This window comes from Crenobacter intestini, from assembly GCF_004919095.1.
Classification (GTDB): Bacteria; Pseudomonadota; Gammaproteobacteria; order Burkholderiales; family Chromobacteriaceae; genus Craterilacuibacter; species Craterilacuibacter intestini.
This window is the reverse complement of sequence record NZ_STGJ01000003.1, coordinates 89,647-116,030: the sequence shown is the minus strand read 5'-3', so window position 1 is coordinate 116,030 and position 26,384 is coordinate 89,647. Positions and strand designations below refer to the sequence as shown.

At 67.4% G+C, this 26,384-nt stretch carries 22 protein-coding genes; 16 read left to right on the top strand and 6 right to left on the bottom strand.

Annotated elements, in window-relative coordinates:
• Positions 1–15: 15 nt before the first annotated feature.
• Both alr and E5K04_RS04470 read right to left on the bottom strand, forming a co-directional pair.
• Positions 16–1,080 carry an alanine racemase gene (alr, locus tag E5K04_RS04475; protein ID WP_136551707.1) on the bottom strand — a complete coding sequence of 355 codons (1,065 nt, stop codon included), beginning with the start codon at positions 1,078–1,080 and terminating at the stop codon, positions 16–18.
• A 3-nt stretch (positions 1,081–1,083) separates the two neighbouring features.
• The gene (locus E5K04_RS04470; RefSeq protein ID WP_235844268.1) at positions 1,084–2,385 is read right to left on the bottom strand and encodes a D-amino acid dehydrogenase; all 1,302 of its coding nucleotides are present in this window, start codon (positions 2,383–2,385) and stop codon (positions 1,084–1,086) included.
• A 136-nt stretch (positions 2,386–2,521) separates the two neighbouring features.
• Here E5K04_RS04470 and E5K04_RS04465 point away from each other — a divergent pair, with 136 nt between their 5' ends.
• The 16 genes from E5K04_RS04465 to E5K04_RS04390 all read left to right on the top strand — a co-directional run bounded on the left by E5K04_RS04465 (position 2,522) and on the right by E5K04_RS04390 (position 16,604).
• Positions 2,522–2,995 carry a winged helix-turn-helix transcriptional regulator gene (locus E5K04_RS04465; protein WP_136551705.1) on the top strand — a complete coding sequence of 158 codons (474 nt, stop codon included), beginning with the start codon at positions 2,522–2,524 and terminating at the stop codon, positions 2,993–2,995.
• 294 nt (positions 2,996–3,289) lie between these two features.
• Positions 3,290–4,480 carry an ammonium transporter gene (locus E5K04_RS04460; protein ID WP_136551704.1) on the top strand — a complete coding sequence of 397 codons (1,191 nt, stop codon included), beginning with the start codon at positions 3,290–3,292 and terminating at the stop codon, positions 4,478–4,480.
• Positions 4,481–4,756: 276 nt separating this feature from the next.
• Positions 4,757–4,951 (top strand): Flp family type IVb pilin, encoded by a 195-nt coding sequence (locus tag E5K04_RS04455; protein ID WP_136551703.1) that lies wholly within the window; start codon positions 4,757–4,759, stop codon positions 4,949–4,951.
• Positions 4,912–5,565 (top strand): A24 family peptidase, encoded by a 654-nt coding sequence (locus E5K04_RS04450; protein ID WP_328591020.1) that lies wholly within the window; start codon positions 4,912–4,914, stop codon positions 5,563–5,565. Before E5K04_RS04455 ends, E5K04_RS04450 begins: the two co-directional genes overlap by 40 nt.
• 52 nt (positions 5,566–5,617) lie before the next feature.
• A complete protein-coding gene (locus E5K04_RS04445) occupies positions 5,618–6,919 on the top strand; it encodes a P-loop NTPase family protein (protein WP_136551701.1) in 1,302 nt (433 codons plus the stop codon).
• A gap of 89 nt (positions 6,920–7,008) precedes the next feature.
• Positions 7,009–7,191: a Flp family type IVb pilin gene (locus E5K04_RS04440; RefSeq protein ID WP_136551700.1), complete on the top strand. Its 183-nt coding sequence runs from the start codon at positions 7,009–7,011 to the stop codon at positions 7,189–7,191.
• A gap of 27 nt (positions 7,192–7,218) precedes the next feature.
• On the top strand, positions 7,219–8,082 hold the full coding sequence (gene cpaB / locus E5K04_RS04435) for a Flp pilus assembly protein CpaB (RefSeq protein ID WP_136551699.1): 864 nt from the start codon (positions 7,219–7,221) through the stop codon (positions 8,080–8,082).
• 20 nt (positions 8,083–8,102) lie between these two features.
• Positions 8,103–9,596, top strand: coding sequence for a type II and III secretion system protein family protein (locus tag E5K04_RS04430; RefSeq protein ID WP_136551698.1), 1,494 nt, complete (start codon positions 8,103–8,105; stop codon positions 9,594–9,596).
• A gap of 10 nt (positions 9,597–9,606) precedes the next feature.
• Entirely contained in the window at positions 9,607–9,867 is a 261-nt protein-coding gene (locus tag E5K04_RS04425) for a hypothetical protein (RefSeq protein WP_136551697.1), read from the top strand.
• A 28-nt stretch (positions 9,868–9,895) separates the two neighbouring features.
• Complete coding sequence (locus tag E5K04_RS04420; protein ID WP_136551696.1) at positions 9,896–11,125, top strand: pilus assembly protein TadG-related protein; 1,230 nt, start codon at positions 9,896–9,898, stop codon at positions 11,123–11,125.
• Positions 11,126–11,137: 12 nt separating this feature from the next.
• Positions 11,138–11,620, top strand: coding sequence for a TadE/TadG family type IV pilus assembly protein (locus E5K04_RS04415; protein ID WP_136551695.1), 483 nt, complete (start codon positions 11,138–11,140; stop codon positions 11,618–11,620).
• The gene (locus E5K04_RS04410; protein WP_136551694.1) at positions 11,617–12,060 is read left to right on the top strand and encodes a TadE/TadG family type IV pilus assembly protein; all 444 of its coding nucleotides are present in this window, start codon (positions 11,617–11,619) and stop codon (positions 12,058–12,060) included. The genes E5K04_RS04415 and E5K04_RS04410 overlap by 4 nt, the downstream gene beginning before the upstream one ends.
• Positions 12,061–12,075: 15 nt before the next feature.
• Positions 12,076–13,257 carry an AAA family ATPase gene (locus tag E5K04_RS04405; protein WP_136551693.1) on the top strand — a complete coding sequence of 394 codons (1,182 nt, stop codon included), beginning with the start codon at positions 12,076–12,078 and terminating at the stop codon, positions 13,255–13,257.
• Positions 13,258–13,290: 33 nt separating this feature from the next.
• A complete protein-coding gene (locus E5K04_RS04400) occupies positions 13,291–14,649 on the top strand; it encodes a CpaF family protein (protein WP_136551692.1) in 1,359 nt (452 codons plus the stop codon).
• A 10-nt stretch (positions 14,650–14,659) separates the two neighbouring features.
• On the top strand, positions 14,660–15,634 hold the full coding sequence (locus E5K04_RS04395; RefSeq protein WP_136551691.1) for a type II secretion system F family protein: 975 nt from the start codon (positions 14,660–14,662) through the stop codon (positions 15,632–15,634).
• Positions 15,635–15,653: 19 nt separating this feature from the next.
• On the top strand, positions 15,654–16,604 hold the full coding sequence (locus tag E5K04_RS04390) for a type II secretion system F family protein (protein ID WP_136551690.1): 951 nt from the start codon (positions 15,654–15,656) through the stop codon (positions 16,602–16,604).
• A gap of 52 nt (positions 16,605–16,656) precedes the next feature.
• On the opposite strand, the gene speA is transcribed toward E5K04_RS04390, so the two are convergent.
• From speA to E5K04_RS04370, 4 genes are all read right to left on the bottom strand, one after another.
• Positions 16,657–18,528 (bottom strand): arginine decarboxylase, encoded by a 1,872-nt coding sequence (gene speA, locus E5K04_RS04385; RefSeq protein WP_136551689.1) that lies wholly within the window; start codon positions 18,526–18,528, stop codon positions 16,657–16,659.
• Between the two features lie 377 nt (positions 18,529–18,905).
• Positions 18,906–23,705 (bottom strand): AIDA repeat-containing protein, encoded by a 4,800-nt coding sequence (locus tag E5K04_RS04380; RefSeq protein ID WP_136551688.1) that lies wholly within the window; start codon positions 23,703–23,705, stop codon positions 18,906–18,908.
• Entirely contained in the window at positions 23,702–24,910 is a 1,209-nt protein-coding gene (locus E5K04_RS04375; protein WP_136551687.1) for an autotransporter strand-loop-strand O-heptosyltransferase, read from the bottom strand. The genes E5K04_RS04380 and E5K04_RS04375 overlap by 4 nt, the downstream gene beginning before the upstream one ends.
• An 82-nt stretch (positions 24,911–24,992) precedes the next feature.
• On the bottom strand, positions 24,993–26,282 hold the full coding sequence (locus E5K04_RS04370) for an NAD(P)/FAD-dependent oxidoreductase (RefSeq protein ID WP_136551686.1): 1,290 nt from the start codon (positions 26,280–26,282) through the stop codon (positions 24,993–24,995).
• Positions 26,283–26,384 lie beyond the last annotated feature (102 nt).

Here is a 26,384-nt window from a genome sequence, read left to right as displayed (position 1 = left end):
AGTAAGAGTACGAGGTCAGCCCAGATACACCCGCCGCGCGCGCTTGACGTTGCACAGCACCTCATAAGCGATGGTGCCCGCGTGCTGGGCGACCTCCCCCACCGATACCGTGTTGCCCCACAGCTCGACCTCGCTGCCCAGGCCGGCGCCCGGCAGGTCGGTCAAATCGACCGTCAGCATGTCCATCGACACCCGGCCGATCACCCGGGTTCGCACGCCGTCGACCGCGACCGGGCTGCCGGTCGAGGCGAGGCGCGGGTAGCCGTCGGCGTAGCCGCAGGCGACCAGACCGACACGGGTCGGCCGCGTCGCGACGAAGTTGTCGCCGTAGCCCAGCGGTTCGCCCGCGGCGATGTCGCGCACGCCGAACACCCGGCTCTTGAGCGTCATCACCGGCCGCAGCGCGGGCCACGGCCCGGCGGGCAAAGGATTGGCACCGTACAGCATGATCCCCGGCCGCGACCACGCGCGGCGCGTCGCCGGGTGCGCGATCAGCGCGGCCGAGTTGGCGAGGCTCTCCTCGCCCGGCAACTCGCGGCAGAGACTGTCGAACAGCTCGGCCTGCGCGTGCGTCATCGGCACGGCCGGCTCGTCGGCGCGCGCGAAGTGGCTCATCTTGACGATGTCGGCCACCTTGCCGCTGGCGGACAGGCGCTGATACGCACGCGCGTAAGTATCCGGCGCGAAGCCCGCGCGATGCATGCCCGAATCCATCTTCAGCCATACCGTCAGCGGCTTGGGAATGGACGCCGCCTCCAGCATCGCCAGTTGCGGCTCGCCCTGCACCACGCACCACAGGTTCTGCGCTGCGCAGAGGGTGTACTCGTCGGCGTCGAACACGCCTTCGAGCAGCAGGATGGGCGCTGAAACGCCCGCCGCGCGCAGCTCGAGCGCCTCCTCGATGCAGGCGACCGCAAAACCATCGGCCACGCCAGAGAGCGCTTCGGCGCAGGCCACCGCGCCGTGGCCGTAGGCGTTGGCCTTGACCACTGCCAGCGCACGGGAGCCAGCAAGCGACTTGGCCAGACGGTAGTTGTCGCGCAAGGCCTCAAGGTTGATTTCAGCGACGAGCGGACGCATCGCTTACGCCCCGGCCAAAGCGACGCGGCCGCCGGCGATCTGCGTGGTGGCCTGCCCGTAACGCGCGATCGACAGGCCATCGGCGCTGATCTCCGGGCGGGTGCCGGTGATCAAATCGGCCAGCAACTTGCCCGAGCCCGCGCACATGGTCCAGCCCAGCGTGCCGTGGCCGGTGTTGAGCGACAGGTTGGCAAGGCGCGTCGCGCCGATGATGGGCGTGCCGTCCGGCGTCATCGGGCGCAGGCCGGTCCAGAAGCTGGCCGCCGGCACGTCGCCGGCGCCCGGGTAGAGGTCGGACACCACCATTTCCAGCGTCGCGCGCCGCTTGGGGTTGAGCGCGAGGTTGAAGCCGGACAGCTCGGCCATGCCGCCCACGCGGATGCGGTTGTCGAAGCGGGTGATGGCGATCTTGTAGGTCTCGTCGAGCACGGTCGACACCGGCGCGCGCGTCTCGTCGACGATCGGCACCGTCAGCGAGTAGCCCTTGACCGGGTAGACCGGCACGTCGATGCCGACCGTCGCGAGCAATTGGCGCGAGTAGCTGCCCAGCGCCAGCACGTAGTGGTCCGCCTCGTAGCGCTGACCGCCGGCCACCACCGCGCGCACGCGGCCACTCGCCTCTTCGATGCGCTCGATTTGCGCGCCGAACACGAAGCGCACGCCGGCCTTCTCGCACAGGCGGGCCAATTCGGTGGTAAAGAGCTGGCAGTCGCCGGTCTCGTCGTTGGGCAGTTGCAGGCCGCCGGTGAGCTTGTGCTTGACCGCCGCGAGCGCCGGCTCGACAGAAGCGAGGCTGTCGCGGTCGTGCACGCGGTAGGCGACGCCGCATTCCTCGAGCACCTCGATGTCCTTGCCCATCGCGTCGACTTGCGCCTGCGAGCGAAACAGCTGCAGCGTGCCGCCCTGCCGGCCTTCGTAGGCAATGCCGGTCTCGGCGCGCATCTCCCGGATCTTGTCGCGGCTGTACTCGGCCAGGCGCATCATGCGCGACTTGTTGACGTTGTACGCGCGCGGGTTGCAGTTACCCAGCATCTGGGCCATCCAGCGCCACTGGAACAGGCTGCCGTCCGGACGGATCGCCAGCGGCGCGTGTTCCTGGAACAGCCACTTGGCAGCCTTCAGCGGGATGCCGGGCGCGGCCCACGGCGCCGCGTAGCCGGGCGAGATCTGCCCGGCGTTGCCGAAACTGGTCTCCAGCGCGACACCGTCCTGGCGCTCGATCACCGTCACCTCGCAGCCGGCCTTGGCCAGATACCATGCGGTCGACACGCCGATCACGCCACCGCCCAACACGACTACTTTCATGCTTGCTCCCCGTTCTTGCGACAGATTCACGTTCAGTGATTTGGCGTAGTATATTGATGGCATACCAGTTTTTTTCACCAAACATCGAGCACCGCACAGCGGGTTTCGCCAAAATTAACGCGTTAAACAGGTAAACATGGACAAGTCAGGCACGCTGGACAAGACCGACCGCAAGATCCTGCGCGAGTTGCAGGCCAACGGGCGCATCACCATGACTGAACTGGCCGACAAGGTCGGCCTGTCGACCACCCCGTGCACCGAGCGGGTACGCCGCCTCGAGCGCGAAGGCGTGATCGAGGGCTACTACGCGCGCCTCAACCCGCAGGCGCTGGGCGCGGGTCTGTTGGTGTTCGTCGAGATCCGCCTCTCCAGCAAGTCGAGCGACCTGTTCGAGGCGTTCCGCCGCGAGGTGCAGAAGATCCCCGCCATCCTCGACTGCCACCTGGTGTCCGGCGACTTCGACTACCTGATCAAGGCGCGCATCAGCGACATGTCGCAGTACCGCAAGCTTCTGGGCGACATCCTGCTCAAGCTGCCGGCGGCCAACGAGTCGAAAAGCTATGTGGTGATGGAAGAAGTGAAGGAGACGCTGCTGCTGCCGCTGCCGTAAGAGCGTGTTCACGATCTCGCAAGCGAGGGCGAGACAAGGCGAAAACGGCTGAGAAAGCGGAATGTACAGGTGGTACATGAGCATTTCGAAACCGTTGTGGGCGCCGTGTCGTCGATGCGCAGCAGATCGTGAACAGGCTCTAAGCCCCACGACGGTGCGCCGCGCACACACCACGCACCGTTTTCGTGCAACAAGGCACGCACCAGCGCCGTGCATCGCGCATTTTCCGTGCACCACGCGCTGGCATTCAATTTGCATTAGGCACCCCCACACAACAACAAGGGAGTGCGCCAGATGAGTGCCGACAATACCTTATTCCTGCTCCTGGGCGCGGTGATGATCCTCGCCATGCACGCAGGCTTCGCGTTCCTGGAGGTCGGCACCGTACGCCGCAAGAACCAGGTCAACGCGCTCTCCAAGATCATCACCGACTTCGCCGTCTCCGCGCTTGCCTACTTCTTCGTCGGTTACACGCTCGCCTACGGCGTGAACTTCTTCGGCAACGCGCACGCGCTCTCGGCGGACCACGGCGAGGCGCTGATGAAGTTCTTCTTCCTGTTGACCTTCGCCGCGGCGATCCCCGCCATCGTCTCCGGCGGCATCGCCGAGCGCGCACGCTTTCACCCGCAGACCATCGCGACCGCGCTGATCGTCGGCTTCGTCTACCCGCTGTTCGAGGGCATCGCGTGGAACGGCCGCTTCGGCGTGCAGGACTGGCTGACGCAGACCTTCGGCGCGCCCTTCCACGACTTCGCAGGCTCGGTGGTGGTGCACGCGGTCGGCGGCTGGATCGCGCTCGCTGCAGTGCTGCTGTTGGGGCCGCGCCGCGGCCGCTACAGCAAGGAAGGCCGCGTCGCCGCGCACCCGCCCTCGTCCATCCCGTTTCTGGCGTTGGGCGCGTGGATCCTGATCGTCGGCTGGTTCGGCTTCAACGTGATGAGCGCGCAAAAACTCGAGGGCATCTCGGGGCTAGTTGCCGTCAACTCGCTGATGGCGATGGTCGGCGGCACCCTCGCCGCCATGTGGCTGGGCAAGGATGACCCGGGCTTCATCCACAACGGCCCGCTGGCCGGACTGGTCGCCGTGTGCGCCGGCTCCGACCTGATGCACCCGGTGGGCGCGCTGGCGGTCGGCGCCAGCGCAGGCGCCCTGTTCGTCTGGCTGTTCACGCTGACGCAGAACCGCTGGAAGATCGACGACGTGCTGGGCGTGTGGCCGCTGCACGGCCTGTGCGGGGTGTGGGGCGGCATCGCCGCCGGCGTGTTCGGCCAACAGGTACTGGGTGGCACCGGTGGCGTCAGCCTCGCCTCGCAACTTATCGGCACCACGCTTGGCGTCGCCATCGCCTTTGCCGGCGGGCTGCTGGTTTACGGGCTGCTAAAGGCCACAATGGGCCTGCGCCTGACCGAAGAAGAAGAATTCATCGGCGCCGACCTCGCCATCCACAAGATCAGCGCGAGCCCCGAGCGCGAGACCAACTGGTAAACCCGCTTCCCCCCTGCAACAGGCCGCCGCTGGGCGGCCTGTTGCATTTTGACTGCATCCTGCCCGCCACCATAAACACGCCCTCATAGATGCTTCGGCTTCTTTCGATAGAAGTCGTTATACCCATTTAGGCTTTTAAAGAACATGCGTTTAAGCCTACTTGAACACATATTCGTATGAGCTAGTGTCAAAGCACAGGATCCGTCGAAACCCTGTCGACGACTGGCGCGGAAGCGCGGGCCGCACCTTCCCGTGCATCTTCAAAGGAGAAGTCTCATGAACAAACTGGTTAAAGGCATGCAGGCATTCTGGCAAGACGAAGAAGGCGTGACCGCGATCGAGTATGGGCTGATCGCGGCGCTGATTGCGGTGTTGCTCGTGGGGATTCTCACCAATACGGGCACCGCGCTGCAAGGTACTTTCCAAAAAGTATGCACAGCCCTCACAGGGGCTGCCTGCGCATTGACCTGAGGGTAAGCGGAGTTCGAAATCAAAAACCCTGCCGCATTGTGACATTGGAGACTTGCATGCCGGTCACCACCGATTGGATCACCCTGTCTTTTGCGGCAGGGCTTTTTTTTCCCGCCCTGTTGGTTTTGGCCGCCGCCTTGATCGACCTGAAAACCTTCAGGATCCCCAACCAGTTGGTCTTGGTCGGCGTGGCACTCGCGCTGTTGCTTAGCGAGTCGCCGACCGGCGTCGGCTGGCTCGACGCGCTGCAAGGGCTGGCGCTCGGTTTCGCGCTGCTGCTGCCCTTCTACCTGATCCGGGTGATGGGCGCCGGCGACGTGAAGCTGATGGCGATGGTCGGCGCCTTCGTCGGCGGCGACCAGATCCTGGCCGTATGGCTACTGACCCTGCTGTGCGGCGGCGTGCTGTCGCTCGCGCTCGCGCTGCGCCACCGCATGCTGGGTGCGGTGCTGCGCAACACCGGCTGGATCGCGTTCGCCACGCTGAACCGGCTTGGACGCGACGCGGCGCCGACGCTGGCAGCCGAACATGGCAACAAGGCGAGGCTGCCGTACGCGGTGGCGATTGCCGGCGGCACGCTCATGACGCTGGCGCGCCCGTGGATCGGTTTCTAGCGTCCGTTTCCGGCGCCCCGGGCGCCACAGCCAAGACAGAAGGGAGAGCGCCATGTCCGCCACACCGACTACCGACCTCAAACTGCCGCCTGCGCCGCGCACGCTGGCCGACAGTGGCCTGTCGCCGCTCTACGTCGTCGAGCATCTGGCCAAGCTCTTGTTCCTGCAGGGCGAGGCGACGCTGGCCGAACTCTCCGCGCTGTGCCGGCTGCCGCATACCCTGCTCGCGCCGCTGCTTGCCTTCATGCGCGACGAAAAGCTGCTGGAGGCGACCCGCTACGCCGACGCCGAAACCACCGTCAGCTTCAGCCTGGGCGAAGCAGGCCGCGCCCGCGCGCGCGACGCCCTGGCGCGCTGCCAGTACGCCGGGCCGCTGCCAGTGACGCTGGCCGCCTACCGCGCGCAGGTCGCGCGCCAGCGCCTGCGCGACGAGCGGGTCGGCCGCGCCGAACTGGACGCCGCGTTCGACGGGCTGACCGTGCGGCCCTCGCTGCTGGCGCAACTGGGCGCCGGCCTCAACTCGGGCCGCGCGCTGTTCATCCACGGCCCGGCCGGCAGCGGCAAGACCTTCCTCGCCGAGCACCTGGTCGGCCTGCTCGGCGGCACCATCTCGGTGCCCTACGCGCTGCTGGTCGACAACGAGGTGATCCAGCTGTTTGACCCGCTGGTGCACCAGGCGGTCGACGCGGAAACACCCGTTCAAGGGCTGGAGCGGCACGACGCGGGCGACACCCGCTGGCAGTTGTGCCGGCGGCCGCTGATTGTCAGCGGGGGCGAATTGACGCTGGAAATGCTCGAACTCGACTTCGACCACCACGCGCGCTTCTATCAGGCGCCGCCACAACTGCGCGCCAACAACGGGCTGATGATCGTCGACGACCTGGGCCGGCAACGGGTCAGCGCACAGGCGCTGATGAACCGCTGGATCGTGCCGCTGGACCGCCAGGTCGACTACCTGAGCCTGCACACCGGCAGCAAGTTCCAGGTGCCGTTCGACGTGCAGGTGGTGTTCTCCAGCAACCTCACCCCCGAGACGCTGGCCGACGAGGCCTTCCTGCGCCGGCTGCCGTACAAGCTGCATGTGGGTGAGCTGACCGAAGCCGAATACCGCGAAATCTTCGTGCAGGCCTGCCGCAGCCTGGGGCTGCCGTATACCGACGCCGCGCTGCGCCATGTGGTCGACCGCCTGCACGGCGACAGCGGCCGGCCGCTGTTGGCGTGCTCGCCGCGCGACCTGCTCTCCCAGGTGCGCGACCTGTGCCGCTTCGAGGGGCAGCCCCTCGTCCTGGACGAAGCCCGGCTTAACTGGGCGTGGGACAACTACCACGGCCAGGCGGCGACCCCTCCCCTCTGAGAGCCCCTTGAATGGCCGGCGGACACGGCTACGATCAAAAAATGCCAAAGGAGAATGCAATGCAGCTAATAAATCCGAAAAGGGTTGCCATGAAGTTGTTTAGCCGGCTGCAACGCTTTGCGCGCGACGACAGCGGGGTCACCTCGATCGAGTACGCGCTGCTCGGCGTACTGATCGCGGTCGCCATCGTCGGCGCGGTCGGCGCGACCGGCCGACAGGTGCAAGCCCTTTACGAATCCATCAGCGAGCAAGTCGTGGCTGCGCTTGGCTAACCCCGAAACCTGCGGAGGAACAAATCCATGAGAAACACCAAAGCCGTTGCCATGGTCGTGCTGTCGCTGCTGCTCGGCCTGATCGCCGTGCTGCTGGCTTCGCGCTGGATCAACCAGCAGGCCGGGCAGGCGTCCGGCAAGGTCGTGGTCGCCGCGGTCGACATCGACCTGGGCAGCCGCCTCACCCCCGAGATGCTGAAGATGGTCGACTGGCCGGCCGGCAGCATGCCGGAAGGCCGCTTCCACGACCCGGCCAAGCTCGACAGCCGGGTCGCCAAGATGCCGCTCTCGCGCGGCGAGCCGGTGCTGGAAGCCAAGCTCGCGCCGGTGGGCACCCAGGGCGGGCTCTCCGCGGTGGTCGCCGAAGGCAAGCGCGCGATGACGGTACGGGTGAACGACGTGATCGGCGTCGCCGGCTTCGCCTTGCCCGGCAACTACGTCGACATCGTGGTCAACACCCAGGACGAAAGCGGCCAGGCGACCGGGCAGAAGGTCGCCGACAACCGTGACCCGTCGATCTCCAAGATCGTGCTCGAACACATTCTGGTGCTCGCCGTCGCGCAGGAGGCCAGCCGCGACGACACCAAGCCCAAGGTCGTCAATGCGGTGACGCTGGAAGTCGCGCCGGAAGAAGCCGAGAAACTTGACCTTGCACGCAGCGTCGGCACCCTGTCGCTGGTGCTGCGCAACCAGATCGACCCCAAGCCGGCCGAGACGCGCGGCGCGACCAAGCTGACCTTGCTGGGCGTACAGCCGGAAACCGCGCTGCCCAAGCCGGTCAAGGCAAGCGCTACCGCGCCGAAGAAGCCGGCGCCGCGCAAGGCCACGGGCGGCGGGCGCGATTGTGTCGAGATCATCCAGGGCAGCAGCCGTAGCCTGAGCTGCTTCTGAGCAAAAAAGGGGAAATCAAGATGGACAAGCGCACCTACGCCCAACCCGCTTTTACCTTCGCCGCGATCGCGCTGGCGCTGGCTTGCCTGCCGGCAGTGGCCGCGACGCCAACGGCGGCAGCCGCCACCAGCCCCGCGACCTCTCCGCTCGCGGCGAGCACACCGGCCCCGACCGCCAAGGCCACCGCAGCCGCTCCATCCCGCACGGCCAACACCCCGGCGAGCGCACGCCGCCAGTGCAGCGAAGTGCAGAGCGGCCCGGTGATCCGGCTGTCGGTCGGCAAGTCGCACCGCTACCGCCCCGTGTCGCCGGTGGCCCGCATCGTGATGGGCAACCCGGAAGGTGCCGACGCCAAGAGCGGCGCGGCGAGCGTCAACGCGCTGTTGCTCGGCCCCAACGAAATCTACCTGCAGGCGCGCAGCCAGGGCTCGACCAATATCCTGATGCTTGGCCGCGACGGGCGCTGCACCATGCTGGACGTCGCCGTCGGCGCCGACCCGACGCCGCTACAGGGCGCGATCGACACCATGCTGCCCGGCCTCTCCGGCAAGGTGCAGGTAACACCCGCCGCCGGCTCGCTGATCCTCAGCGGCACGGTGCGCGACGCGACCCAGGTCGACAAGCTGGTGCAGCTCGCCGGCGCCTTCGTCGGCAGCACGGGCAAGGTGATCAACATGCTCGGCGTCGAAGACCCGCAGCAGGTGATGCTGGAAGTGAAGGTCGCCGAGGTGTCGAAGACAGTGCTCGACAAGCTCGGCGTCAACATCACCGCCAAGATCAGCAGCGGCGACTGGTCGTACAACGTGCTCAGCGACTTCCTGTCGAACGGCAAGGCCCTGATCAACGGCACACACTCGTCCGGCAACCGCAGCGTGACCGTGGACGGGCAGAAGGACGACGGCCTGGTCAAGATCCTCGCCGAACCGACGGTGATGGCCTTGTCCGGCCATCAGGGCAGCTTTCTCGCCGGCGGCAAGATCCTGATCCCCGTCTCCGAGAGCAACCAGATCGGCGGCACCACCATCACGCTGGAGGAGAAGGAGTTCGGCGTCGGGCTCTCGTTCACGCCGACCGTGCTGGAAGGCGGCAAGATCAACCTGGCGGTCACCCCGGAAGTGTCCGAGCTGTCGCGCGAGGGCGTGTCGCTGGTCAGCAATAGCGGCGCGTCGGTGCTGCCGCTGATCACCACGCGCCGCGCCAATACCACGGTGCAACTGCGCGACGGGCAGAGCTTCGCGATCGGCGGACTGGTCAAGAACAACGTGACCACCAATATCAGCGCCTTCCCCTTCCTGGGCGAGTTGCCGATCCTGGGTGCGCTGTTCAGGAGCACCAGCTTCCAGACCGACAAGTCCGAACTGTTGTTCGTGGTCACGCCGCGTCTGGTCAAACCGCTGGACGGCGACTACAAGCTGCCGACCGACAACTACATCCCGCCCAACCGCGCGCAGCTGATGCTGGGCGGCAAGCTTGAAGGCACGCTGAACAATGCGCCGGCCGCAGGCCAGAACTAAGGAGCCCGACATGAAAACCATCCTGTTGTCAGCCCTCACCGTGTCGCTGCTAGCGGCCTGTTCGACCACGCCGCGCTGGGACAAACGCTTTGGCGAGGCGGTACGCGAGAGCACCCAGGCGCAGGCGCTGCCGCCGACGGTGCCCGAGGCAGCGCTGCCGGCGCTGGACGGCACCAGCGCCGAGCACGCGATGCAGCGTTACCACGACGCGAGCAAGCAGCCGCCGCCGGTCACCAATGTGTTCAATATCGGCGTCGGCACCGACCAGTAAGGCAACGCATCCAGGGGGCGAGCAGGCGATGAAACGATTACTACGCAAACAGCAGCGGGGCGCGGTGGCGTTGATCGTCGCGCTCTCGCTGGTCGCGATGATCGGCTTTCTCGGACTGGTCGTCGACCTGGGGCGCCTCTATATCAACAAATCGGAACTCGCCAACGCCGCCGACGCCTGCGCGCTGGCGGCGGCGCGCGAGCTGGGCGTACCGCCGATCGCTGACAGCCTGCAAAGGGCGGTCGCCGCCGGCCAGTTGGTCGGCGGGCGCAACAACGTCGACTTTCAGGGCAACCCGGTGACGGTGAGCGCGTCCGATATCACCTTCAGCGACAAGCTCGCTAGTGAATACAAACCTTACGGCTCGGCCGACCCTGCGAAAGCCAAATACGTGCGCTGCGAGTTGCCGCGTAGCGGCATCCTGCCGTGGTTCATGCAGGTGTTGGGTATCGGTGCGCAGAGCGTCAGTGCACAGGCGGTGGCCAGCCAGCAACAAAGCCAGATCAGCTGCGGACTGCCCCTTGGCATCTGCAAACCGACCCCTCCCCAATGCCTGCATGGCGGCACACCCGATGCCTACGGATTCTGCAAGGGAGAGTGGTATGGCAGCAAACTCGAAGCCGGCATTACCGGCAGCTTCAACTGGATCGATTACACACCGTCCGGAGGGGGCTCAAATGAGCTTAGTGACCTGATTTCTGGTACTGGCGAGTGCAACCTGAAAGTCAAACAGGAAGTAGGCGCGCCAGGCAACAAAGACTCTCTGGACAAGGCATGGAACTCTCGCTTCGGGGTCTATCAGGGCAACCTGAGGGTCAGCGATGCCACGCCAGATTTCACCGGCCACGCATACACGCCCAAAAACTGGAGCAGCACGTACAACGCATTCGCTGACTTCAAAATACAAAGAAAAACCTACGAAAAGTATCAAAAAGACACAGAAAGCGAGCTCGGCCTGAATACCAATGGCAATCTCTACACGGGGGATCTCAGCCAGGTTGGTGCCGACCGTCGCGTCGTGACCATCCCGATCATGGATTGCAAGGACTGGGGAAAGACCAACCACAAGGCACCGATCCAGGCGTTTGCCTGCGTGCTGATGCTGCACCCGATGTCGAAGCCTTTAAAAGGTGAAGATCCGCCAGCGCTGGTGGAGTACCTTGGTCGCGCAGATGAACCCGGTAGCCCTTGCATCACTCAAGGCTTACCTGGCAGTGGCGTGGCCATCGGCCCCAAGGTCCCCGGACTGGTGCGCTAGAAGGAACACACAATGCGACACACACGCCCACCCCGCCAGCGCGGCGTCGCCGCGGTCGAGTTCGCGATCCTGCTGCTGCCGATGATGCTGATCGCCTTCGGCATCGTCGAGTTCGGCCGCGCCTTCTACCAGTACAACACGCTGGTCAAGGCGACCCGCAACGCCGCGCGCTACCTGTCGCAGCAGAACGCGGGCGACACGCAGGTGCTCGACAACGCGAAATGTCTGCTGCAGTACGGCAGCCACGAGTACTGCGTCAACCATAACGGTGCAAAACCGCCGAGTCTGCTGCCGGAGGCCGAGTTTGCCGATGCGAAGGTGACCGTCTGCGACTGGCAAAGCTGCCCGGCTACCCACAAGGTATCCGTGCCCGCCGCCAACCTGGTGTCGGTGTCGGTCGAAAGCTACCCGTACACCGTGCTGCTACCGTGGGTGTTGCCGCAGCAGGGCGTACGTTTCGGGCGCATCTCGACCACCATGAGGTCCAACCTATGAGCCGCCCATCCCGCCGTCAGGCCGGCACCACCAGCCTCGAATTCGCGCTGATCGCCGTGGTCTTCTTCAGCGTGCTGCTGGGCATCTTCGAATTCGGCCGCCTGCTGTTCACCTGGAATTCGGCGGTCGAGGCGACCCGGCGCAGCGCGCGCCTGGCGGTGGTATGCAATATGGATGCCCCTAGGGTCAAGCAGACCTTCCGCGAGATCCTGCCGGCCGTCAGTGCCAACGACATCAGCGTCGACTACACACCCGCCGACTGCAAGACCCTTGGCAATTGCCAGGCTGTCACCGTATCGGTGTCGCCCAACGCGCCGATGTTCCGCCTGAACGTACCGCTGCTGTCCACCCAGCTGAGGCTGCCGCCGTTCTCGACCACCTTGCTCAAGGAGAGCATGGCGACCGGCAGCGGCAGCGACCAGAACCCCGACTGCCTGTAAAACGGGAGATACCAGATGAAGATCGCCCTCTACTGCCTGCAAGCCGCCACCGCCGCCGACGCGCGCACCCTGCTGGAGTCCCTGCCCGGCGCCAGCGTCAGCGTCGCGACGGGGGACGCGCGCGCGCTCGAACAGCTAGCCGCGGGCAACCCCGACGTGCTGCTGTGCGAGGCGGCCCCCGGCAGCCACACCGTCGCGGCGCTCGCGCGCGTCTCGGCGTCCCGCCCGCCCCTGACCCCGATGCTGCTCAGCCGTGCGCCGACTCCGGAGTTGCTGATCGAGGCGATGCGCGCCGGCGTGCGCGAGGTGCTGCCGCTGCCGCTTGACCGGGTGACGGTCGCCGCCGCGCTGGAGCGGCTGCGCGTGCAAGCGCAGACCGTGCCCGGGCGCCACGGCAAGGTGCTGGCCTTCATCCCGTGCAAGGGCGGCAGCGGCGCGACCTTCCTCGCCACCAACCTCGCGTGGACACTGGCGCAGGCGCCGGACAACGCGCGCGTACTGCTGGTCGACTTGCACCTGCAATTCGGCGACGCTGCGCTGTTTCTCACCAGCGAGACGCCGCCGAGCAACCTCGCGCAACTGGTGCACAACACCGACCGGCTGGACGCGGCGCTGCTCTCGTCCAGCCTGCTGTGGCTGACGCCGAGGCTGGGGGTGCTCGCGTCGGCGGACGATCTGGGCGCCGGGCTGGAAATCCAGCCCGGGCAAGTCGAGGCGCTGCTCGCACTGGCGCGCCAGGAGTTCGACTTCGTGGTGCTGGACCTGGGGCGCACGCTCGACCCGGTCACCGTCAAGGCGCTCGACGCAGCCGACCGCATCTACCCGGTACTGCAGGCGACGCTGCCCTTCGTGCGAGACAGCCGTCGCCTGCTCGACGCCTTCCAGTCGCTGGGCTACCCGAACGAGCGCGTCTCGCTCATCGTCAACCGCGCGAGCAAGCACGGCGACATCCGCCAGCAGGACATCGAACGCTCGCTGGGGCGCGACATCGCGTACAGCGTGCCGAACAACTACCCGCTGGTCGCAAGCTCGGTCAACCAGGGCCTCCCGCTGGCAAAGCTCGCGCCTTCCAGCCCGGTGGTGCAGGCGCTCGGCCAGATCGCCACCGACCTCAAGCCACAGGCGGACAAACCCGCCAGTTGGTGGCAACGGCTGCGTCTGGGCGGCCGCAACGAAACCGTCGCCGCCAAGGCATAAGCCCTGGCCAGCCAGCCCCTTACGGAGAGCAAAATGTCACTCAGAGCCCGCATCGAAGCCTTCAGCCCACCCGCGCCGGCCGTCGCGAGTGCCGCCCCCGCCGCCAACCAGGGCAGCGGGCCGGATTTTGCCGCGACCAAGCAGCGCATCCACCAGCAACTGCTCGAGCGCATCGACCTCGCGGCGATGGAGAACATGCCGCCCGAGCGGCTGCGCCAGGAGCTCAAGCTGCTGGTCGAGCGGCTGCTCGCCGAATTGAACCTCGCGCTGAACGAGAACGAGCGGCGCATGCTGGTGCGCGACATTCAGCACGAGATGCTGGGGCTGGGCCCGCTGGAGATCCTGCTGGCCGACCCGACCATCTCGGACATCCTGGTCAACTCGCACGCGCAGATCTACGTCGAGCGCCGCGGCCGGCTCGAGCCAACCGACGTGCGCTTCAACGACGACGCGCACCTGATGAAGATCATCGACAAGATCGTCTCCCGCGTCGGCCGCCGCATCGACGAATCCAGCCCGATGGTCGACGCGCGACTCGCCGACGGCTCGCGCGTGAACGCGATCATCCCGCCCCTGGCGATCGACGGGCCGGCGATGTCGATCCGCCGTTTCTCGGCGGTGCCCTTGAAAATGGCCGATTTGATGGAGAAGAAGAGCCTGACCCCGGACATGGCGACCCTGCTCGAGGCGCTCGCGCGCGCCAAGGTCAACATCCTGATTTCAGGCGGTACCGGCAGCGGCAAGACCACCTTGCTCAACATCCTGTCGGCGGCGATCCCGCCGGGCGAGCGGGTGATCACCATCGAGGACGCGGCCGAACTGCAACTGCAGCAGCCGCACGTGATCCGGCTGGAAACCCGCCCGCCGAACATCGAGGGGCGCGGCGAGGTGACCCAGCGCGCGCTGGTCAAGAACAGCCTGCGCATGCGGCCGGACCGCATCATCCTGGGCGAAGTGCGCGGCGCCGAGGCGGTCGACATGCTGCAGGCGATGAATACCGGCCACGAAGGGTCGATGGCGACCATCCACGCCAATACCCCGCGCGACGCGTTGACCCGGCTGGAGAACATGATCGGCATGGCCGGGCTCAACCTGCCGCCCAAGGTCGCCCGCCAGCAGGTCAGCTCGGCGATCAGCGTGGTGGTGCAGGTGTCGCGCCTGACCGACGGGCGGCGCAAGCTGGTCAGCCTGCAGGAGATCACCGGCATGGAAGGCGAGATCATCACCATGCAGGAGATCTTCCGCTACGTGCAGACCGGCGTCGGTGCCGACGGTACGGTCACCGGCTACTTCCAGGCCACCGGCATCCGCCCGCAGTTCCTCGAGCGCTTGCGCACCCACGGCGCCAGCGTCAGCGACGCGATGTTCGACCCGACCCGCCGCATGGAATAGGAGCAAGGCCATGGACTTCGTGCTTTACGCCTTTATCGTCGCCGTGTTCGTCGCGGTAGTGCTGCTGATCGACGGCAGCTACCTGTGGTGGCGCGGCACGCACGGCAGCGAGATCCGCCGCATCGAGTCCCGCCTGCGCGCGATGGCCGCCGGGCAACACGAGCATGCGGCCGAGCAACTGTTGAAGACCCGCCTGCTCGACAGCGCGCCCGGGGCGCTCAAGCTGCTGCTGGGCGCGCCCAGGCTGCGACTCATCGAACGCTACCTGCAGCAAAGCGGGGTTAGGCTCAATGTCGCGAGTTTTCTGGCGCTGTGCGCGCTCGCCTTCCTCGTCACTGGCGGCGTGCTGTACGCGCTGGCGCTGCCTTGGTGGTTCGCGCTCGCCTGCGCGGCCCTCGCCGCGTCGCTGCCGGTGTTGTGGCTCACCCGCAAGCGCGCGCAGCGCCTGCAGCGCATCGAGGCGATGCTGCCGGACGCGCTGGACATGATGTCGCGCGCGCTCAGGGCCGGCCACGCCTTCCTCAACACCCTGAAGATGGTCGCCGACGACATGGACGGGCCGCTCGCCGACGAATTTCGCATCACCTTCGACGAGATCAACTACGGCTTCTCGATGCAGGACGCGCTGCAAAGCCTGGCCGAACGGGTGCCGCTGACCGACCTGCGCTTTTTCGTGTTGTCGGTGCTGATCCAGCGCGAGACCGGCGGCAACCTCTCCGAAGTGCTAGGCAATATCAGCACGCTGATCCGCGAGCGCCTCAAGCTGTTGGGGCAGGTCCGCGTGCTGTCCGCCGAAGGCCGGCTTTCGGCGTGGATCCTGACCCTGCTGCCCTTCGTGCTGGCCGGCGTGATCAACCTTGTCAACCCGGGCTTCATGAAGGTGCTGTGGGAGGATCCGGTCGGGCTGAACATGCTCTTGGCCATGCTGGTGATGATGGTGCTGGGCGTACTGTGGATGCGCCGCATCATCCGCATCCATATCTGAAACCGACAGGAGGCCCCTGATGGACACCCTGCAATGGTTGTACCTCGCGCTCGTGTTCGCCGTGGTGTTCGGCGTATCGATGTTCGCCTTCGTGCAGTTCTCCGGTAGCCGGCTGCAACAGCGGCTGGACCAGATCGGCAAGCCGGCGGCACAGGCCGCCGGCGCCGGTGACGCTGGCAACGGCTGGCTGCAAAGCGCGGAGCGCCTGTCGCGCCCGTTTGCCGGCCTGTCGCTACCCAAGGAAGGCTGGGAAGCGTCGCCGCTGCGGCAGCGCTTCATGCACGCCGGGCTGCGCGACCCGCTGCATCCGCCGCTCTTTTTTGGCGCCAAGACGCTGCTCGCGCTCGCCCTGCCACTGTCGCTGCTGGCCGTGCTGCTCGTCACTGGCAGCGAAGTCCGCCACGAGCGGCTGCTGCTGGGGCTGCTGTCCGCCGCCGCGCTAGGCTACTACCTGCCCAACGTCTGGCTCGCCCGCCGCATCCGCCTGCGCCAGCGCGAGATCTTCGAGGCCTTCCCCGACGCGATCGACCTGCTCTTGGTCTGCATCGAGGCGGGGCTGGGCATCGACGCGGCACTCGCCAAGGTCGCCGAGGAGATGCAGATCAAGAGCGAACTGCTCGCGCAGGAGCTGCACCTCGTCAACCTCGAACTGCGCGCGGGCAGCAGCAAGGAGAAGGCGCTGCGCAACCTCGCGCTGCGCACCGGCGTCGAGGAAGTCGACAGTCTGGTCGGCATGCTGGTGCAGGCCGAGCGCTTCGGCACCAGCATCGGCGACTCGCTGCGCGTGCACGCGGACACCCTGCGCACCAAGCGCCGCCAGCGCGCCGAGGAAGCCGCCGCCAAGATCCCGCTGAAGCTGCTGTTCCCGCTGATCTTCTGCATCTTCCCAGCGCTGTTGCTGGTACTGCTGGGCCCGGCGTTCATTTCCATCCACCGCGTGCTGCTGCCCACCCTCTCCGGCGGTGGCTGAAGCCCGCCCAGACCGGCCCGCGCCGGCAATCAGCCGGGCGCGGGCCCTGCCCTTACACCGACAGGTAGGACGACTGCTTGAGGCAGCGCGCGAATTCGGCGAGGAAGCTGCCGCGCTCGGCGACGTCGAGCACCGCGAGCTTCTGCCGGTAGCGGGTCAACAGCTCGTCCGGCGCCAGGTGCACGTAGCGCAGCATGTCCTCGACGGTGTCGTGCCCCTCGACGCCGGCGATCTCCAGTTGGCCATCCGCGTACTGCCAGACGTTGACCGAGTCGGTGTCGCCGAACAGGTTGTGCATGTCGCCCAGGATCTCCTGGTAGGCGCCGACCAGGAAGACCGCCAGCAGGTAGGGCTCGCCCGCGCGTACTTCGTGCACCGCCATGCTGCTCTCGATGCTCTGCCCGTCGACGTACTGGCTCACCTTGCCGTCGGAGTCGCAGGTCAGGTCCTGCAGCACCGCGCGGCGGGTCGGCGCCTCGTCAAGCCGGTGGATCGGCATGATGGGCAGCACCTGGTCGATCGCCCAGGTGTCGGGCAGGCTCTGGAATACCGAGAAATTGCAGAAGTACTTGTCGGCGAGGCGTTCGGTCAGGTCGTCGAAGGCCTGGCGCTGGCTGCGCGCGCCGGCGGACAGCGCAAGCTTCAGGCGGCGGCATAGCGCGGCGTGTGCCTGCTCGGCCAGTGCCTTCTCGGCGAGGCCAAGCCGCCCCTCGTTGTAGAGCTCGGAAACGTCGGCAAGGTAATGGCAGGCACGGTAGTAGGTCTCGGTGACCATCTCGGCGTCGGCAAGCTCGCCCATCTCCAACAGCTTCCTGGTCGGCGCGGCAAGCTGTGCCAGCTCGGACGCCGCCGGCTGCGGCTGCGTCTCGGGCAGGCGCTCGACGTCGGTGACGTTCATCACCAGCACCGCATGGTGCGCGGTGAGCGCGCGGCCGGACTCGGAGAAGAGTTCCGGTTCGGGCAGGCCGTTGGCGGCGCAGAATTCGCCGACCATGCCGACCACCGTCTGCGCATACTCGGCGAGGTCGTAGTTGATCGAGCTGTCGTTGCGCGAGCGGGTGCCGTCGTAGTCGACGCCGAGGCCGCCGCCGACGTCGACCACGCCGATCGGCAGGCCGAGCGCGCGCAGTTCGCCGTAGTAGCGGATCGCCTCGCGGAAACCGCGCCGGTAATCCTCGATATGTGCGATCTGCGAACCCATGTGAAAGTGCATCAGCCGCACGCAGTCGTCCAGGTTCGCCGCGCGCAACTGCGCGGCCACCGCGATCAGCTGCGAGGCGGACAGGCCGAACTTGGCCTTGTCGCCCCCGGTGTCCGCCCACTTGCCGCCGACGCTGGACAGGCGCACGCGCAGGCCGATGTTCGGGCGCACCTTGAGGCGCGCCGCCTCCTCGATCAAGAGCGCGACCTCGGACTCCTTCTCGATCACGATGAACACGCGGTGGCCGAGCTTCTGCCCGATCAGCGCCAGACGCATGAAGTCGCGGTCCTTGTAACCGTTGCACACGATGGTGCCGCCCGCGGGAGCGAGCGCGAGCACCGCCATCAGTTCTGGCTTGGAGCCGGCCTCGAGGCCGACGCGGGCGCCCTTGGCCGCGATCAGGCTTTTGACCACCGCCTCTTGCTGGTTGACCTTGATCGGGTAGATCGCGGTGTACGCGCCGCCGTAGCCTGCGTCGGCGATCGCCGTATCGAAGGCGCCGCACAGCCGGCGCGCGCGGTCCTGCAGGATGTCGGGAAAACGCAGCAAGAGCGGCACTTCCAGGCTCTTGAGTTTCAGCCGCTGCAGGAGGGCGTAGAGGTCGACTTCGCCGTGTGCGTTCGGCCGCACGCAGACGTTGCCGTTGTCGCCGATGTCGAAGTAGCCGTCGCCCCAGTGGCGGATGCCGTACAGGCTCAGGCTGTCTTGGATGTTCCAGGTCATCGATGTGCCCCAAGGGGAACCCGCACGCGGACACCGCCGGAGTGCCGGCCGCAGGCCGGCGCCCGGGCACGCCCGTCGCTACGAGGCTCCCCGCATTGATAAATGAAGGGAACGCTCCTTAGTGCGCGGCTTTCGGGCGCAATCGCTTGATGTGGGCCTGGGATGTCGGAGCAACACGCCACGCCTTGCGGCGTGGTCGGACGCGGATTCTAGCAAGCACGCCAGCGATGACAAGCGCGAAAAATTGGCCGTATAAATTATTGAACAGCATGTCAGGTAGCCGGCACACCAACCGGCGGCCACCAAGGAAAAGGCGGGGAAACCCCGCCTTTCGCCGTTCAAAATCCTCTACACCCGGATCGAAGATTGTTGCGCGTTCACCACAGCCAGCGCCAGCCCGCCTCCAGCCGCGCCTGCTGCTGGCCGCTGCCCCAGCTGCCGCCGACCAGGCCGTACCAGCCGCCCCAGCGGGTGTCCTTGGCGAGCCCTGCCTGCAACTGCCAGGTGGTCGCCGGCCCCGCGGCCGGCAGGTAGACGTCGGGGGCGGTAAGCGCCAGCGCCGGATCGTTCCCGAAGCGGTGGCTTACCCCGGGGCGCAGCCACACCTTCGCCTCGCTGGAGAGCGCGTGCTCGACGCGCACGCCGGCGCCACCGTACCAGTGCGCGGTGTCCTGATAGCGGCCCTTGATGCTGTCGTCGACCAGGTCCCACCCCAGGCGCGTATAGCTCGCGTTCAGCTGTGGCAGCACGCGCCAACCCTCGCGCGGCTCGAATGCCTTGCCCGCCGCCAGGTGCAGCGCCCAGATCGTCGCGTGCAGGGTGTTGAAGTAGCGGTCTTCGGTCGAAACCTTGGCCCGTTCGCGCCCACCCAGCGCGATGCCGCGCGCGAACCAGCCGTCCTTCTCGAGCTGGCCGTACACGCCGGCCTGCAGGCTGTCCAGGTGGATGTCCGAGGAGGCGCGCGAAGGGATCACCTTGCCCTCGCCGTTGACGTCGATCCAGCCGCGGTTCCACGCGGCAAATACCCCGGCGCGCCAGCGCCCGTTCTCCCGCCACACGCCGTTCTGGTCGGCGCCCGCGGTCAGCGAAGCGCCGTGTCCCTCGAACGAGAAGCCGTAGCGCGCGTCCTGCTGCAAATGGAAGCCGTCGGTCTTCAGCCAGACGTCGCGGTACACACCCGGCGCCGTGTCCAGCCTTTGCCCGAGCGACATCAGGTTGCCGCGCACGATCTGCTCGGACACCGCGGGCAAGGTGCCGTAGGCGGGGATCTCCGGCAACAGGCGTGCGGGCTTGAGCGGTTTGGACGGCTCGGGCGCCGGGGTAGGTGGCTCGGGGATAGGCGGGGTCACCGGCGCGGCCGGCGACTCGAGCAGCCACTCGTCGCCCGCGCGCACCATCTGCCATACGTAGGGGCTGCCCTTCAGGCGCACGTCGTAAGGGTTGTTCGCGCCGACCGGGTTGGCGGCGACGAAGTTGGCACTGCCCGAGGCGACCCTGGCGAACTCGAACTTCTCGCCAAGTTGGCCCGGCGTGCCGTCGTTGTCGAAGACGACGCGGGTGGTGCCGCTGCCCTCGCCGTCCACGATCAGCAAGGTGGCTGTTTTGCTGCCGGCCGATACACTGTCCTGCAGCACGCCGCCCGAGCCCGCGTAGTTGCCGGTCACCGTCAGGGGCGCGGACAGCGCGAGCACCCCGGCGTTGCCAAGGCTGCCGCTGACGGTGGCCGCCTGCGGCACCGCGAGCGTGCCGGACACGGTGAGCGCGCCGCCGGAGGCGAGCGTCAGGTTGCCGGCCAACCCCAGCGTGCCGCCGCTGTTGACGCGGATCGCCGACCAGTTCCGCAAGTCGAGCGCGCCGGCCACGCCCGCGCCGGTCTGCGCGCGCACGCTGGTGCCGGAGAGCACCACCAGCGTGTTGGCACCCGTACTGTCGGTCAGCGGCCCCCACGCCGACAGGTCGGCCTGGCCGAGGCCGACCCGGTTGCCGCTGCCGGCCACCGACAGGCTGCCGCTCGCTTGCCCGCCAAGCAAAGCCAGCTGGTTGTCGTCGCCGGTGATGCGGGTCTGCCCGGCCAGCGTGCCGCTATTGAGACGCAACAGGCTGCCGCTGCCGGCAAGCGTCGCATTCTCCAGCGTGCCGCCTGCTACCTGCGCCGCGCTGTCGGTCTCTATCGTCACGTCCCTGGCGAGGCCGCCGGCAAACACGGTCAAGCGGCCGCCGCCCTGCAAGGTGGTGTCCTGCGAGACGCCGCCGCTCTCGACAAACTGGCTGGCCGAACTCAGCGTGTTGCCGGTGGCCAGCCCACCGCTGTTGACCTGCTGGCTGCCGCCCGTGAAGGTGTTGCCGCTGGCGACACCGCCGGCGTACACGAACTGGCGCCCGCCGTTGACCTGGTTGGCGCTGGCGCTGCCGTAAATGATTTGGTCGCCACCGCTGCTGACCGTGGTCGAGGTGGCGATCCCGCCCGCCTCCACGCGCTGGCTGCCCGAAGAAACCGTGGTGCTGGTCGCCGAGCCGCCCGAGAACACGTCCTGCAGGCCGCCGTTGACGGTGGTGAGCACCGCGCTGCCGCCGGCGCTGACAAACTGCTGCCCGCCCGCCTGCACCACCGTCGCGTTGGCCACGCCCTGCACCGTCTGGTTGCTGCCGCTATTCACTTCGGTCAACAGCGCGCTACCGCCGGCGAGGATGTTCTGGAAACTCGCGTTGAGGATGGTCTGGTTGGCCTGGCCGCCGGAGAGCACGGTCTGGTTGCTGCCGCCGTTGAGCGTGGTGTTCAGCACCTGCCCGCCGCCGACCGACTGCGACCCGCCCGAATTGACCGTGGTGTCGAATGCCTCGCCAGAGAGCATGATCTGCGCGCCACCGTTGACGACGGTCGCACTGACGATTCCCTGCACGTTCTGGATGCCGGATACGCCGACCGTGGTCTGGGCCGCCGAGCCGCCGGCCGAGACGTTCTGCGTGCCGTTCACCACCTGCGTCGCGCTGGCGACCCCGCCGGACGACACCACCTGCTGGCCGCCCGAAGTCAGCGTCGTCGAGGTGGCCGATCCACCCGCGCTGACGTTCTGCAAGCCGCCGTTGACGGTGTTGCGGGTCGCCGTGCCGGCGATGTTCTGTGCGCCGCCACTCCACACCGTGGTATCGGTGACAAAGCCACCGACCGCCACCATCTGGCTGCCGCTGAGCACCTCGGTATTACTCGCCTGGCCGCCGCTGGCAATCGTCTGATTGCCGTCGTTCAGCGTGGTGCCTTCCACCCGGCCGGCAACCGACTGCGTGGCACCGCCATAGAGCTGCGTGGTGATCGCCGACCCGCCGGCCGCCACCGTCTGGCTACCGCCGTTGAGTCTCGTGCCGCTGGCCAGGGCGCCGGCCGATACGGTCTGCGAGCCGCCATTGAGGGTGCTGCTGGTCGCCGTGCCGGCGATGTTCTGTACGGCTCCGCTCGCCACCGTGGTGTTGCTGGCGGAACCACCGGCGGCCACCGTCTGGCTGCCGCCATTGAGCACGGTGCCGACCGCCTGGCCGCCGCTGGCGATGGTCTGGCTGCCTTCGTTCACCGTCGTCCGCGACACCTGGCCGGCCACCGCCTGCGTGGCACCGCGATCGAGCTGCGTGGTGATCGCCGCGCCACCCGCCACCACCGTCTGGCTGCCGCCGTTGAAGGTCGAATCGCTGGCCAGGCCGCCGGCCGACACGGTCTGCGTCCCGCCATTGACGGTGTTGCTGGTCGCCGTGCCGGCAATATTCTGCACGGTCCCGCTCCCCACCGTCGTGCCGGTGGCGGAACCGCCCACGGCGACGGTCTGGCTGCCGCCGTTGAGCAAGGTGTTGCCTGCCACTCCACCGCTGCCAACCGTCTGGCTGCCGTCGTTCACCGTGGTGTTCGACACCTGGCCGGCAACCGCCTGCGTGGCGCCGCTGTTGAGCTGGGTGATCGTGGCCGAGCCGCCAGCCACCACCGTCTGGCTGCCCCCATTGAGGGTCGAGTTGCTGGCCAGGCCACCCGACGAAACGGTCTGCGTGGCCCCGCTGTTGAGTTGCGTGGTGATGACCGTGCCGCCGGCCGCCACAGTCTGGCTGCCGCCGTTGAAGGTCGTGCCGCTGGCCCGTCCTCCGCCCGACACAATTTGCGCTCCGCCCTTGACGGTGGTGTCCGTCGCCTCACCCGCCACGCGCTGCACCCCTGCGTCGCCCACGCTGGTCGCGGCGACCACGCCGCCGGCCAGTACGTTCTGCGTGCCGCTCAACACCTGGGTCGCGCTGGCGCTGCCGCCGGACGACACCACCTGCTGGCCGCCGGAAGTCAGGCTTGTCGAGGTGGCGACGCCGCTCGACAGGATGCTCTGCGTGCCGCCGGCAAGCGTCGTAAGCACCACGCCACCTCCAAAAAACACCACTTGCTGACTACTTAGGCTCACCGTCGTCGAGGTGGCGGTGCCGCCGCCGCTCACGTTCTGCACACCGCCCGAATTCACCACGGCCGCGCTGGCCTGACCCCGCACATTCTGGATGCCGCCGCTATTGACCGTGGTGCCGACGGCCCGGGCGCCGGAACCGATATCCTGGTCGCTGGCGTTGAGGGTGGTATTGCTGGCCACGCTGCCGGAGAACAGGAATTGCGCGCTCTCGCCATTGAGCGTGGTGTCGATGGCCACCCCGCCACCGTCGACCTGCTGGCTACCGAACACGTCGATGGTATTGCTGCGTACCACCCCGCCGCTGAGCACCACCTGGGTGCCGCCGCTGACGACGGTGCCGGTCGCCTCGCCCGCAACGCGCTGCGCCCCCGCCTCGCCCACGTTGGTCGAGCTGGCCACGCCGCCGGCCAGCACGTCCTGCGTGCCGCTCACCACCTGTGTCGCACTGGCGTAGCCGCCGGACGACACCACCTGCTGGCCGCCGGAAACCAACGTCGTCGAGGTGGTGGAACCGCCCGCCAACACGTTCTGCGTACCCTCGACCTCGACCTGGATCGCCACGCCACCGGAGACGACATCCTGCGTCGCACCTTGCACCACCTGCCCGCCGCTGACCACGCCGGAGACGGTACCGGCGAGCGCCGGCCACGACAGCGGCAAGCCCAGCAGCAGGCACAGCAGGCGTGACCAGACCGGCACGCGGCCGAAGCGGCGCAGCCCGAAACGCAGACGTTGGCGGTGGTACTTCATCGGTCATTTTCCCTGGCAGGCTGCGCACGCGCTGGCACGCGGGCGATGGTGTCGGTCACCTGGGCGGCGGTGATCAGGCGCGTGCACTCGAACTGCCGCTCGCTGCCCTGGTGGCGCGGACACCAGAAGAAGTCCGCGTGGTCGAAACGGTGGCGCGGGTCGTTCCAGCAACTGTTGCAGGCGTGCGGGTTGAACACCCGGTACGGGGTGAAGAATTCGTTGGTCGGGTGGGTGAAGCCGCTGATCAGCACCACCGGCGTGCCGACCGACCACGCGAGCCACGACAGCCCGCTGGAGAGGCCGACGAACAGCTCGGCGTGCATAAGCTGCCGCGCGCGCTCGGCCAGCGGCACGTCACCGGTGAAGTCTTCGGCGCCGTTGGGCAGTTGCGTCCAGGTCAGGCCGTGGCCGTGGCAGGGCTTCTGGTCGATGCACAGTACGCGCAGGCCGCGTGCCTTGAGCGCGCGCACCACCTCAAGCCAGCCTTGCGGGTTGTTCCAGTACTTGCACTGGGTGGTGCTCTGCACGGCGATGCACGCGTAGGGCTCGGCGATCGGCCGCCCGGGCGGGCAGTCGATGCGGGCGGGGGTGTCGGCCGGGTCGACGCCGAGGATGTAGCCGGCGGTACGTGCGAGCCCCACCAGCCTGAAGTCTGCCGGCTGCCACGCGCTTTCGTCGTCGTCGAAGAAGAGGCCGAGGTAGTAGGTCGCGTAAAACTCGCCCGGGTCGACCTCGCCGGGCGCGAGGAAACGGATCTCGGGGTAGCACCCGGCAAACAGCGGAATCAGCGCCGGCGACATCGAACAGGACAGCCGACAGCCGTGCTGGCGCGCGAAACGGTCGGCGTACGGGAACCAGGCGAGCACGTCGCCCAGCGTACCGACCGGGCACTGCACCAGCACCTCGCGCCCGGAAAGCGACAGGGTGTGGTCGAACACCGGCTCGCCATCCAGCCACGCCTCGACGCGGAACGGCACGTAGTACTTCTTGCCGCTGGCAACAAAACCGCCTTCGATGGCGGTCTCAAACAGGGTGTTGTGGGTGGCGACGTCCGACAGGCGTACCCGCCAGTTGCCCGGCGGCAGGCTCAGCCGCGCGCCCAGGTTGAAGTCGTAGCGCAGCCCACAGGGCCCTGCCAGGACCGGCGCCGGCGCCGGGTCGATCAGGCCGCCGGCAACGCCGCTGCCCTGCTGGATTGCTGCCATCCGTCCCCCCGCAATGCAAAGGGCCGTCGCCGGCCCGATGCATACGGTTTAGGACGGATCGGCAGTATTGCCAGCCGTCGTGTTACAGGTAGTCGCGCAGCCGGTAGTACGCCATGCCCAGCACCAGGGCCGGTGTGCGCATCAGGCGCCCGCCCGGGAAGTCGCGGTGGCGGATGCGGGTGAACAAGTCGAAGCGCGACGCGCTGCCGGCAATCGCCTCGGCGACGACCTTGCCGGCGATCTGCGTGATGTTGACGCCGTGCCCGGAGAAGCCCTGCAGGTAGTAGACGTTGTTTGATAGCCGGCCGAAATCCGGCGCGCGGTTCATGGTGATGTCGCAGAAGCCGCCCCACGCGTAGTCGACCTTCACGTCGGCCAGTTGCGGGAACACCCTGAGCATGTCCTCGCGCATCGCGCCGGCCAGGTTGGCCGGCTCCTTGCCCGAGTAGCTGACCTTGCCGCCGAACAGCAGGCGGTGGTCGGCGGACAGGCGGTAGTAGTCGAGCACGAACTGGGTGTCGCACACCGCCATATTATTGGCGATCAGCGCGCGCGCCCTCGCCTCGCCCAGGGGCTCGGTCGCGATCACGTAGGTGCCGGCCGGCATGATGCGCTTGTCGAGCTTCGGCGCGAGCCCGCCGACGTAGCTGTTGCACGCGAGCACCACCTGGTCGCAGTCGACGTGACCGTGCCCGGTGAACACGCGCGGGCGCGCGCCGTGCTCGACGCGGGTGACCGCGGTGCCTTCAAAGATGCGCACGCCAAGCTTGAGCGCGGCGCGGGCGAGGCCCAGCGTGTAGTTGAGCGGGTGCAGGTGGCCCGAGTGCGGGTCGAACAGACCGCCCTGGTAGCGCTCGCTTGAGAGTTTGGTTTCGAGCGTCGCCTTGTTCCACAGTTCGGTGCCGGTGTAGCCGTAATGGGTTTCCAGCGTATCCTTCCACTTGGCCAGTTCGCCCATCGCCTGCGGCTTGACCGCCGCGTTGCAGAAGCCGCGCGTCCAGTCGCACTCGATGCCGAATTCGCGCACGCGGCTGTCGATCAGCTCGACCGCCTCGACGGTCATGTCCCACATCACGCGGGCGGTGTCCTGCCCTAATTGGTCGACCAGGGTGTCGATGTCGCAGGCGTAGCCAGCGATCACCTGCCCGCCATTGCGCCCGGACGCGCCCCAGCCGACTTTCGAACCCTCCAGCACGACCACCGACATCCCCTGCCGGGCAAGCTCGAGCGCAGCCGACAGACCCGAGAGGCCACCGCCGACCACGCACACGTCCGCGCTCGCGGCGCCGTCCAACGGCGGCTGGTCGTCCCAGGGGACGGCGGTCGCGGCGTAGTAGGACGGGGCGTGCGGCTGGCGGGTGAATTCGAGCATAAGAGTGCTTTCGGGTGGTTGAAAAAGGGGTAGATCAGGGGATTACAGTCATGGCAGGACTCCAGAAAAACACCCGCGCCTGGACGGCGCGGGCGCTTTGGG

What these genes read in the sequence shown, in the direction of transcription:
- E5K04_RS04395 (WP_136551691.1), top strand. Translation starts at nt 14,660, where the DNA reads ATGGACTTCGTGCTTTACGCCTTTATCGTCGCCGTGTTCGTCGCGGTA.
- E5K04_RS04370 (WP_136551686.1), bottom strand. Translation starts at nt 26,282, where the DNA reads ATGCTCGAATTCACCCGCCAGCCGCACGCCCCGTCCTACTACGCCGCG.
- E5K04_RS04445 (WP_136551701.1), top strand. Translation starts at nt 5,618, where the DNA reads ATGTCCGCCACACCGACTACCGACCTCAAACTGCCGCCTGCGCCGCGC.
- E5K04_RS04440 (WP_136551700.1), top strand. Translation starts at nt 7,009, where the DNA reads ATGAAGTTGTTTAGCCGGCTGCAACGCTTTGCGCGCGACGACAGCGGG.
- E5K04_RS04465 (WP_136551705.1), top strand. Translation starts at nt 2,522, where the DNA reads ATGGACAAGTCAGGCACGCTGGACAAGACCGACCGCAAGATCCTGCGC.
- E5K04_RS04380 (WP_136551688.1), bottom strand. Translation starts at nt 23,705, where the DNA reads ATGAAGTACCACCGCCAACGTCTGCGTTTCGGGCTGCGCCGCTTCGGC.
- E5K04_RS04425 (WP_136551697.1), top strand. Translation starts at nt 9,607, where the DNA reads ATGAAAACCATCCTGTTGTCAGCCCTCACCGTGTCGCTGCTAGCGGCC.
- E5K04_RS04375 (WP_136551687.1), bottom strand. Translation starts at nt 24,910, where the DNA reads ATGGCAGCAATCCAGCAGGGCAGCGGCGTTGCCGGCGGCCTGATCGAC.
- speA (WP_136551689.1), bottom strand. Translation starts at nt 18,528, where the DNA reads ATGACCTGGAACATCCAAGACAGCCTGAGCCTGTACGGCATCCGCCAC.
- cpaB (WP_136551699.1), top strand. Translation starts at nt 7,219, where the DNA reads ATGAGAAACACCAAAGCCGTTGCCATGGTCGTGCTGTCGCTGCTGCTC.
- E5K04_RS04390 (WP_136551690.1), top strand. Translation starts at nt 15,654, where the DNA reads ATGGACACCCTGCAATGGTTGTACCTCGCGCTCGTGTTCGCCGTGGTG.
- E5K04_RS04460 (WP_136551704.1), top strand. Translation starts at nt 3,290, where the DNA reads ATGAGTGCCGACAATACCTTATTCCTGCTCCTGGGCGCGGTGATGATC.
- E5K04_RS04415 (WP_136551695.1), top strand. Translation starts at nt 11,138, where the DNA reads ATGCGACACACACGCCCACCCCGCCAGCGCGGCGTCGCCGCGGTCGAG.
- E5K04_RS04430 (WP_136551698.1), top strand. Translation starts at nt 8,103, where the DNA reads ATGGACAAGCGCACCTACGCCCAACCCGCTTTTACCTTCGCCGCGATC.
- E5K04_RS04405 (WP_136551693.1), top strand. Translation starts at nt 12,076, where the DNA reads ATGAAGATCGCCCTCTACTGCCTGCAAGCCGCCACCGCCGCCGACGCG.
- E5K04_RS04400 (WP_136551692.1), top strand. Translation starts at nt 13,291, where the DNA reads ATGTCACTCAGAGCCCGCATCGAAGCCTTCAGCCCACCCGCGCCGGCC.
- E5K04_RS04455 (WP_136551703.1), top strand. Translation starts at nt 4,757, where the DNA reads ATGAACAAACTGGTTAAAGGCATGCAGGCATTCTGGCAAGACGAAGAA.
- E5K04_RS04470 (WP_235844268.1), bottom strand. Translation starts at nt 2,385, where the DNA reads ATGAAAGTAGTCGTGTTGGGCGGTGGCGTGATCGGCGTGTCGACCGCA.
- E5K04_RS04410 (WP_136551694.1), top strand. Translation starts at nt 11,617, where the DNA reads ATGAGCCGCCCATCCCGCCGTCAGGCCGGCACCACCAGCCTCGAATTC.
- alr (WP_136551707.1), bottom strand. Translation starts at nt 1,080, where the DNA reads ATGCGTCCGCTCGTCGCTGAAATCAACCTTGAGGCCTTGCGCGACAAC.
- E5K04_RS04420 (WP_136551696.1), top strand. Translation starts at nt 9,896, where the DNA reads ATGAAACGATTACTACGCAAACAGCAGCGGGGCGCGGTGGCGTTGATC.
- E5K04_RS04450 (WP_328591020.1), top strand. Translation starts at nt 4,912, where the DNA reads ATGCACAGCCCTCACAGGGGCTGCCTGCGCATTGACCTGAGGGTAAGC.